Source organism: Actinobacillus vicugnae (genome assembly GCF_901687125.1).
Classification (GTDB): Bacteria; Pseudomonadota; Gammaproteobacteria; order Enterobacterales; family Pasteurellaceae; genus Actinobacillus; species Actinobacillus vicugnae.
Genome location: NZ_CABFJY010000047.1, coordinates 135,923 through 145,366, shown reverse-complemented (window position 1 = coordinate 145,366; position 9,444 = coordinate 135,923). Strand labels below are relative to the sequence as shown.

7 protein-coding genes are annotated in these 9,444 nt (G+C 40.3%); 3 read left to right on the top strand and 4 right to left on the bottom strand.

Features of this window, described 5'->3' with window-relative positions; translation table 11 throughout:
- On the top strand, positions 1-356 hold a 356-nt coding region (locus tag F8M47_RS10625; RefSeq protein ID WP_150540048.1), incomplete at its 5' end, for a DDE-type integrase/transposase/recombinase.
- The gene (locus F8M47_RS12470; RefSeq protein ID WP_150540047.1) at positions 304-540 is read left to right on the top strand and encodes an IS3 family transposase; all 237 of its coding nucleotides are present in this window, start codon (positions 304-306) and stop codon (positions 538-540) included. The genes F8M47_RS10625 and F8M47_RS12470, both read left to right, overlap by 53 nt.
- Positions 541-582: 42 nt before the next feature.
- Here F8M47_RS12470 and dnaE read toward each other — a convergent pair whose 3' ends face one another.
- From dnaE to F8M47_RS10600, 4 genes are all read right to left on the bottom strand, one after another.
- The gene (dnaE, locus tag F8M47_RS10615) at positions 583-4,059 is read right to left on the bottom strand and encodes a DNA polymerase III subunit alpha (protein WP_150540046.1); all 3,477 of its coding nucleotides are present in this window, start codon (positions 4,057-4,059) and stop codon (positions 583-585) included.
- A 105-nt stretch (positions 4,060-4,164) separates the two neighbouring features.
- On the bottom strand, positions 4,165-5,247 hold the full coding sequence (gene lptG, locus F8M47_RS10610) for an LPS export ABC transporter permease LptG (RefSeq protein ID WP_150540045.1): 1,083 nt from the start codon (positions 5,245-5,247) through the stop codon (positions 4,165-4,167).
- Positions 5,248-6,351 carry an LPS export ABC transporter permease LptF gene (lptF, locus tag F8M47_RS10605; RefSeq protein ID WP_150540044.1) on the bottom strand — a complete coding sequence of 368 codons (1,104 nt, stop codon included), beginning with the start codon at positions 6,349-6,351 and terminating at the stop codon, positions 5,248-5,250.
- 222 nt (positions 6,352-6,573) lie between these two features.
- Positions 6,574-7,392, bottom strand: coding sequence for a hypothetical protein (locus F8M47_RS10600; RefSeq protein WP_150540043.1), 819 nt, complete (start codon positions 7,390-7,392; stop codon positions 6,574-6,576).
- Between the two features lie 359 nt (positions 7,393-7,751).
- On the opposite strand from F8M47_RS10600, the gene pepA reads away from it, so the two are divergent.
- Positions 7,752-9,251 carry a leucyl aminopeptidase gene (pepA, locus tag F8M47_RS10595; RefSeq protein ID WP_150540042.1) on the top strand — a complete coding sequence of 500 codons (1,500 nt, stop codon included), beginning with the start codon at positions 7,752-7,754 and terminating at the stop codon, positions 9,249-9,251.
- Positions 9,252-9,444 lie beyond the last annotated feature (193 nt).

Below are 9,444 nucleotides of genomic sequence, written 5' to 3'. Positions count from 1 at the left end.
AACGCGGTAAAACGTCATATATTGCGCCGAATTTACTCAATCGTGATTTTAATGCGACGAAGCCGAATCAAAAATGGGTAACGGACGTCACCGAATTTCATCTTGGGCAAGCGAAGCTTTATTTTTCAGCGTTGATGGATTTGGCGAATCGCGAAATTATCGCTTATCAATTTGCCACACGGCCCAAATTTTCGATGGTAAAAAAGATGTTGGAACAAGGGCTTAGCCAATTAAGTGCGACGGATTGCCCGATTATTCACAGCGACCAGGGCGTAACTTTACGGCACGAGCGAATGGCGGCAGATGCTGGAAGGCAAAGCGATACAGAGCATGAGCAGACGGGGGAACTGCTATGATAATGCGGTGATTGAAAGTTGCTTTGGCATTTTGAAATCAGAGTGTTTTTACAACCGCAACTATACGTCGATAGCGGAACTACAGGCTGAGTTGGAAGAATATGTGGTGTATTACAACCAAAAGCGTATAAAAATGGATTTAAAAGGATTGAGCCCTGCACAATACAGAGCTCAATATTTATAGTGTACTAACCTGTCCAACTTTTGGGGGGCAGATCATGTTTTGTTATTCAAACTCAAGTTCTACCGCATTTTCACCAAGTAGTGTTTTGAGTTGATCGAGCATTTCATCTTTCGGAGTAATGCGCCATTCTACGCCACTACGCAATAGCGCACGACCTTCAGGGCTTTGGTAATAGAAGTGCAATGGTAACGTGCCTTCTTTATTCGGTTCAATGATTTCTCGTAATTGCTTCACAAATTGCGGGGTGAGTTGTTCTTGATTAACCGCTAAAGCAAGACTTTTAGCGTAGCGACTACGAGCTTCATCTAATGTTGCAACTTCGCGCACTGACATTTTTAATCCACCGCTAAAATCATCGAACTGCACTGAACCTGTTGCGATCAGTATGCTATCTTTTTCTAACAAGTGTCCATAGGTTTCCAATGCTTCAGAAAATAACGTCATATCTAATTTGCCAGAACGATCCTCAATAGTTGCAATACCTAAACGACTACCACGTTTAGTGACTGCGATACGTGAACCCATTACAATACCAGCAACTGTAACCACCTGCCCACGGCGGGTCGGTTGTAGCTCGTTTAAACGTACAGGGGCGTAATGTGATAACTCTTTTAAGAAACGTCCAATTGGGTGACCACTGAGATATAAACCGAGGGTAGTACGTTCGCCATCCAGAAGCATTTGTTCTGACCATTTGGGCGTATTCGCATAGGCGTTTTGTACTTCTTCAGGGGTTTCAGTCAGCACACCAAACATATCGCTTTGCCCGAGTGCTTCCATTTTGCTGTGTTGGTCAGAAGCCTTGAGAGCATCTTCTAAGTTTTTCATCAGAGCAGCGCGATGAGGCCCAAGTTTGTCGAAAGCGCCCGACATAATTAAGCCTTCAAAGGTGCGACGGTTGATTTTCTTCAGATCGACACGTGCGGTTAAATCGAAGAGATCTTTAAAAATGCCATCTTTTTCACGAGCTTCTAGAATTGCCTCAACAGGGCCTTCACCAACGCCTTTAATTGCGCCTAAACCATATACAATTTCCCCTTTTTCATTCACCGAAAAACGGTGTTTACCACTGTTTACATCAGGTGGTACAACGGTTAAGCCCATATTGATACATTCGTCATAGAAGCCAACAATTTTATCGGTATTGTCCATCTCTGAAGTCATTACCGCTGCCATAAATTCGGCAGGATAGTGCGCTTTAAGCCATAAGGTTTGATAAGAAACCAGCGCATAAGCAGCAGAGTGCGATTTATTAAAGCCATAACCTGCAAATTTTTCTACCAAGTCGAAGATCTTCATCGCAAGATCGCCATCAATGCCTTGTTTGATCGCACCTTTCTCAAAGATTTCACGCTGTGCTGCCATTTCTTCAGGTTTTTTCTTACCCATCGCACGGCGTAACAAGTCCGCACCACCTAAGGTGTAGCCTGCCAGAACCTGTGCAATTTGCATTACTTGCTCTTGGTAAACAATAACGCCATAGGTCGGCTCTAAAATTGGTTTGAGCGATTCATGCTGATATTGTGCATCAGGGTAAGAAACTTCCTCATGTCCGTGTTTACGGTCGATAAAGTTTTGCACCATGCCAGACTCTAGAGGACCTGGGCGGAATAGTGCCACCAATGCGATAATATCTTCAAAGCAGTCTGGTTTAAGGCGTGAAATCAAATCTTTCATACCACGTGACTCTAGCTGGAAGACTGCCGTTGTTTTGGCGGCGAGCAGTAAATCAAACGATTTTTTATCATCAAGTGGAATGCTTTCGATACGAATCGGTTCTTTGCCTTCTCTAGCTAAACGTTGGTTGATCATCTCCAGAGCCCATTTGATAATAGTGAGCGTGCGTAGCCCCAAGAAGTCAAATTTTACTAAGCCCGCATATTCCACATCATTTTTATCGAAGTGGGTAACGGGGTGTAAGCCTTCAGAATCGCAGTAAAGTGGTGAAAAATCGGTAATGGCAGTTGGCGCAATCACCACGCCACCTGCGTGTTTACCTGCATTTCGTGTTACACCTTCGAGCTTACGTGCCATATCAATTAAGTCTTTAACTTCTTCATCGGCTTCGTAAAGTTCAGGCAGTTTTGGTTCGGCATCAAAGGCTTTAGCAAGCGTCATACCTGGATCAGGCGGAATCAGTTTAGAAATACGATCGACAAAGTTATACGGATGCCCAAGCACTCGCCCTACATCTCGAATTACCGCTTTTGCCGCCATAGTACCAAAAGTAATAATCTGTGAAACCGCTTGGCGACCATAAGTATCCGCCACGTGTTCAATTACACGATCTCGACCGTCCATACAGAAATCGACGTCAAAATCGGGCATCGAAACACGTTCTGGGTTTAAGAAACGCTCAAAAAGCAAATCGAAAGCAAGTGGGTCTAAGTCGGTAATTTTTAGCGCATAGGCAACTAATGACCCCGCCCCTGAACCACGGCCAGGCCCTACGGGAATATCGTTATCTTTTGACCATTGGATAAATTCCATTACGATCAAGAAGTAACCAGGGAAACCCATTTGGTTAATTACATCTAGCTCAACTTGCAAACGTTCATCATAAACTGACCGCTTGTTTTGACGTTCTTCAGGATCGGGAAATAGAAATGCTAAACGCTCTTCTAAACCCTCACGAGATTTTTTAACTAAAAAGTCTTCTGTTGAAAGATCACCTGTTGGGAAGTTAGGCAGGAAATATTCGCCCAAGCGCACCGTAACATTACAGCGCATTGCAATTTGTACAGTATTTTCAATCGCTTGTGGTAAATCGGCAAACAAGGCACACATTTCTTGTTCGCTACGGAAATATTGTTGTGCCGAATATTTTTTCGGGCGTTTCGGATCGTCTAGCGTGTAACTGTCGTGAATCGCCACACGGATTTCATGTGCATCAAAATCACTTTCTTTCAGAAAAACCACATCGTTTACTGCCACAAGAGGTAATTGGTGTTTTTGTGAAAAAATGACCGCTTGTTGAATATAACGTTCTTCATCCACACGCCCTGTACGACAAAGAGCAAGGTAATAGTGATCAGGGAAGTGTTGCTGATAAAAGCTGACTAATTTCTCGGCTTCAGCTTCATTTTCTTTGAGTAACGCTTTACCTACATCACCATTGCGACCGCCAGATAGGATAATGATCCCTTCGCCTAATTCAGCCAACCATGCTTTTTCCACTACTGGAAATTCAACATAGCCTTGCTGATATGCCTTTGAAAGTAAAAGAGTAATATTGTGATAACCCGTATTATTTTTGGCAAGTAGCGTAAGCTCGAAAAAATCTTCGCTATCAGGTTCAGGGCGAACCATCACATCCGCCCCTATAATCGGTTTTAATCCTGAGCTTAACGCTTCGCCGTAAAATTTAACTAAGCCACAAAAGTTACTGAAATCGGTTAATGTCATTGCCACCATATTGTTAGCAACAGCAGTTTTGATTAATGGTTTTACTTTAGCCAAGCCATCAACCATTGAGAAATCACTATGAACTTTAAGATGAACGAAACGTTGTTGGGTCATTACGATATTTATAGTTAGATAAGAAAAAATTGACGGGATTTTAACATAAATAAGCGGTTAATTTTTTGCAAAATATTGCAGAAATTTAACCGCTTGTTTTCGCTCTTAATCACGTTTCTTAGTAAGTAGCCACCAGACGATAGCTAAACAAATTATACTCGGTATAAGTGCGCCGATTACCACGGGTATCCAAGAGAACACGAGGGTCATATTACCAAACACGATATTTGAAACATAGAACACAAAGCCTGCTATAATACCGATAAATAATTTGGTTCCCATAGCACTGCTACGTAGTGGTCCAAACACGAATGAGATTGCAAGTAACATCATCACTGCCATGGAAATTGGTTGATAAACTTTACGCCAAAATGCAATTTGGAAGCGTTTTGAATCTTGCCCTGTTTCTTTTAAAAAGCCTACATAATCGGACAAGCCTGAAATAGAAAGTGATTCAGGTTTCAGCGATACGATTCCCAATTTGCTTGGCGTGATCGTTGTCTGCCAATCTTTATTCACTACTTTAGCCTGCTGGATGTTATTGTCGCCAAGGGAGGCGGTTTGTACGCTTTGTAGTGTCCAATTTTCACCATTAAACACCGCATTTTCTGCTTGTGTAACTGATTTCAGCGCTTTATTTTCAAAGTGGTAAATCGAAACACTATTTAATTTACGTTCATTTTCGATATGGCGAATGTAAATAAAATCACTACCATCTTTTGCCCAAAAACCGCCCTTGGTAGAAAGCATAGAACCGCCACTTTGAGCGATTGAGCGCATATTTCGTGCGTATTGCTCGGTTTGCGGAATTCCCCATTCACTCACAAACATAGTAAATACAATCAACGGAATAGCAGTTTTCATCACCGCTAACCCGATTCTAAAACGTGAAAAACCAGAAGATTGCATTACCACTAATTCACTACGGCTGGCAAGGTTACCTAATCCGAGTAGCCCCCCAATTAATGCGACAACAGGGATAAATTCTTTAATGTCACTCGGTAACATTAACAGTGAATAATAAGTGGCAGTAAGTGCATCGTAAGAGCCTTTTCCGACGTCTTTAAATTCTTCTACCAATTTGATGATAAACACCAAACCGCTCGACATTAATAGCACGGCAAAAATCATACTGATAATGGTTTTGCCAATATAGCGCTCAAGAATATTCATACCTAATAAATTCATTTACGCCACCGCCTTATTACGACTAAAAGAATAACGAATTGCTGACATCCATTTGGTATCCCAAAAGTTCATTATCATAGCTAATACAAAAAATGCGATAGACACCAGAGGCATTAATAGCGTTGCATCTAATTTGCCCGAAGCACCAGATGATTTAAGAGAGCTTTGGAGCAAGAAATAAATTAAGTAGAGCAAGACTGCTGGAATCACTTTGGCAAAACGTCCTTGGCGAGGGTTTACGTTACTCATTGGCACGGCAAGCAGTGCCATTAACGGCACTGCAAAAATCAGTGCAAAGCGCCATTGCAACTCAGCTTTTGCCTCGTTAGATGAATCTGTCATCAGCTTATTGAAATCTGCACGCTGAACCAATTTTTCATTCGAATCTACATTTTGATAACCGAGATAAGCTTGGTAATTATCAAAGTGAGAAATACGGAAATCTGCCACATTTGCAGTGCCTTCATAGCGAGTGCTATTTTTTAAGGTTAAAATTTGATCACCATTAGGTAAACCCTGTAATTGACCAGATTCTGCGACAACTACAGAAGGGCGGTTTTTCTTTTGCTGATCAGGCTGGAAAACATAAATATCATTTAATTTATTCTGTTCATTATTGATATTTTCGATAAATAAAACATAGCCGCCTGCAGTCATAAATTGTCCTGCAGAGAGAGCAGAGAAACGAGGGTTAGATTTCGCTTCGGCTAACATTTCACTTTGTTTATTGATCGCCCAAGGCGTAAGCCAAAATACGTTATAGATTGCTAATGCCGTGGTAAAAATAGAAAGGAACAGCGCTACTTTAGTTAATAAGCTTTGCCCGATTCCACATGCACGCATTACGGTAATTTCACTTTCTGAATAGAAACGACCTAAAGTAAGCAACAATGCCACAAAAAGCGATAGCGGTAACATAAACTGCGCCAAAGCGGGCATTCCCAAGCCTAATAGGCTTAGCACTAAATCAGTTGGGACTTTTCCGCTTACTGCAGAATTCAGCACGGTAATTAGCTGTTGGCTAAAAAACATTAATAACAAAATAAATAAGATCGCCAATTGGCTTTTGAAGATCTCTTTCGTTAAATATCGACTTAAAATCACGCTATCTCTCTCATTTTTGCTAAAGCCTAGATTAAAGACTCGGGGAAATCGGTGCGATGCGGTTAAATTTCATTAAAATTTGCAAAAAAGCTGCAAAAAATGACCGCTTACAAAAGGTGCTAATCATACCTTTTTTATGCGAAAAAATCACGAACGGATTTTGACTATTCTAAAAACCAATAAAGCCCCGACGTTCGGGGCTTTAGGCGCTATTCACTTGTATTATTTGGCTTTTGTCGCTGATTTTTTTAAAAGTAGCTTTTTACCATTTTTATCTGTTACTTCAATTTCTGCTGGCGAAGCTCGTTCTTTATGCACAATTGCAATTAAATTATCGTGCTGTGCAATATCTTCAAATCGTCCTTTCACCTGTAGCGCTTTAACATCCGTTTTTTCAGCGAAGACTAAGAATGTACCTAATGGAGTAACACGGATATTTTGTAAGCCAAGTCTTTCTTTGCTCGCTACTTGGTATTGTGGTGCTTTATTTTTTGATTTAGCAATCGTATCTTTGTTGGTTACTACATCAATAATTGCTTGCAGTTTTTGCGCACTTTCGCTGGTTAAATCTGGCGTATTAGGCGTAATTTGAGCGGTTGCGTTATTTGTAGCTGTCGTTTGTTCTTCATCAGAGCTAAAAACCGCTTCACCAATAAATTGTTGCGTGCTTTGTTGTTGTGCAATCAGTGGTTCACCACCTTTATTTGAAGCAACTAAAAATAGACGAGAGCCAATTTTTTCAAAACGAATATCTGTATTCGGTAATTGCGATTCTAGCTGTTGGGTGAGCGACTTAATTGTCACTTCGCCATTGTTAGGAATTGAAACCGTGCGCGAGGTATCTAATTCGTACGTGATAAAACCGACTTTGAGGCGTTGTGCTAATTGTTGCAATAATTCGCCCGCTTGACCTTCGTAGGCAATACGGAGCTTCGCTTGCTCATAACGGTTGAAAAGTGCGCTATCATTCGCAAATGCAGACGCATTCACTAATAAACAGATGAGACTGGTAAGAAAAGTTTTATTCATTAATTTTTTCATCGTAATTTCCATTGATGATTTTATGGATTTGTTATGACAATTTTTTTGTTGAGAAATTCATCATAGTCAATAAATAGCTAGTATAAAACAACACTTTGAAAAGGCAAGTCTGCTAAAAGTGGAAAGCGAGTCGGAAATTTGGTTGTTTTTTAGGTATTTGAAATGGCTAACTCTATGAATCCTTTATGATATTTTACTTAAAAAATGTAATTTTGCGAAAAATACGCAATTTTTTCGATGAAGTTCGCATTTCTGCTATTTTCCGCTTGTAATTTAGTGCATAAATAGGTAGGTTACTTGTGATGCGAGTAACAGAGCGTTACTTTTAACCTTAACCGATTTGAAATAAAGAGGTAGCAATGGAATTTAGTGTAAAAAATGGTAGCGTAGAAAAGCAACGTACTGCATGTTTAGTGGTTGGTGTGTATGAGCCTCGTCGCCTTTCTGCAGCCGCAGACCAATTAGATAAATTAAGTGAAGGCTATATTAGTACGTTATTACGACGTGGTGATTTAGAAGGTAAAGCAGGCCAAACACTGTTATTGCATAATGTACCAAATGTACCCGCAGATCGTGTGTTATTAGTGGGCTGTGGTAAAGAACGTGAATTAAATGAGCGCCAATATAAGCAAATTATTCAGAAAATGGTACAAACCATTAACGATACAGGCTCAATGGAAGCGGTCTGTTTTTTAACTGAATTACATGTAAAAGGTCGCTCAACTTATTGGAACGTACGTTTTGCGGTGGAAGCTATTCAAGAAAGTTTATATGCTTACAATGATTTCAAAAGCATTAAGCCAGAAGTTCGCCGAGAATTACGCCGTGTGATTTTCAATGTGGCAAATCGTAAAGATTTATCTGATGCGGAAAGAGCATTAGAACACGCGAAAGCGATCGCAACAGGTGTGGCATTTGCTAAAAATGTGGCAAATTGTCCACCAAATGTATGCAATCCTGCTTATCTTGCAGAATCAGCAAAAGGGTTAGCTACAGATTATGAAAATATTCGTACAACGGTGGTTGATGAAGCTGAAATGACAGCTTTAGGTATGAATGCTTATTTAGCGGTATCTCGTGGTTCGCAAAATCCTGCTTATTTATCAGTGATTGAATATCGGAATCATCCGAACCCAGAGGCGAAACCGATTGTATTAGTAGGTAAGGGATTAACTTTTGACTCTGGCGGTATTTCAATTAAACCGTCTGATTCAATGGATGAAATGAAATACGATATGGGCGGTGCAGCTTCTGTTTATGGCACAATGAAAGCATTAGCAGAAATGAACTTGCCATTAAATGTGATTGGTGTACTAGCGGGCTGTGAAAATATGCCAGATGGTAATGCCTATCGACCAGGTGATATTCTTACCACTATGAATGGCTTAACTGTTGAAGTCTTAAATACTGATGCAGAAGGGCGCTTAGTGCTTTGCGATACGCTTACTTATGTAGAACGTTTTGAGCCTGAGCTAGTGATTGATGTAGCCACGTTAACAGGTGCTTGTATGATTGCGCTTGGCGCACACAATACGGGTTTGATGTCTACCAGCAATGTATTAGCGAATGATTTATTAAATGCAGCAGAGCAAGCAGACGATAAAGCATGGCGTTTACCATTAGGTGAAGAATACCAAGAACAGCTCAAATCAAACTTCGCAGATCTCGCCAATATTGGTGGACGTTTAGGCGGTGCAATTACTGCAGGGCAATTTTTGTCAAACTTCACCAAAAAATACAATTGGGCGCATTTAGATATTGCAGGCACAGCATGGAAATCAGGTGCAGCAAAAGGTGCAACAGGTAGACCAGTACCAATGCTTAGCCAATTCCTAATTAATAAAGCGAATAGCCAGTAAGCGGTTATTTTTTCATAAAAGTTTACAAGCCCTCGGATAGCAATATCCGAGGGCCTTTTTATTGAAAATTAACAATAAATGTATTTTTATGTAAAAAATTTGATCTAGTTTAAATTTATAAGCTTGTTAAGCTTTTCTGTTTACATATAATCTTCGTTATCAAACATTTTTATTTTCTTTTTTGAGTATTTAT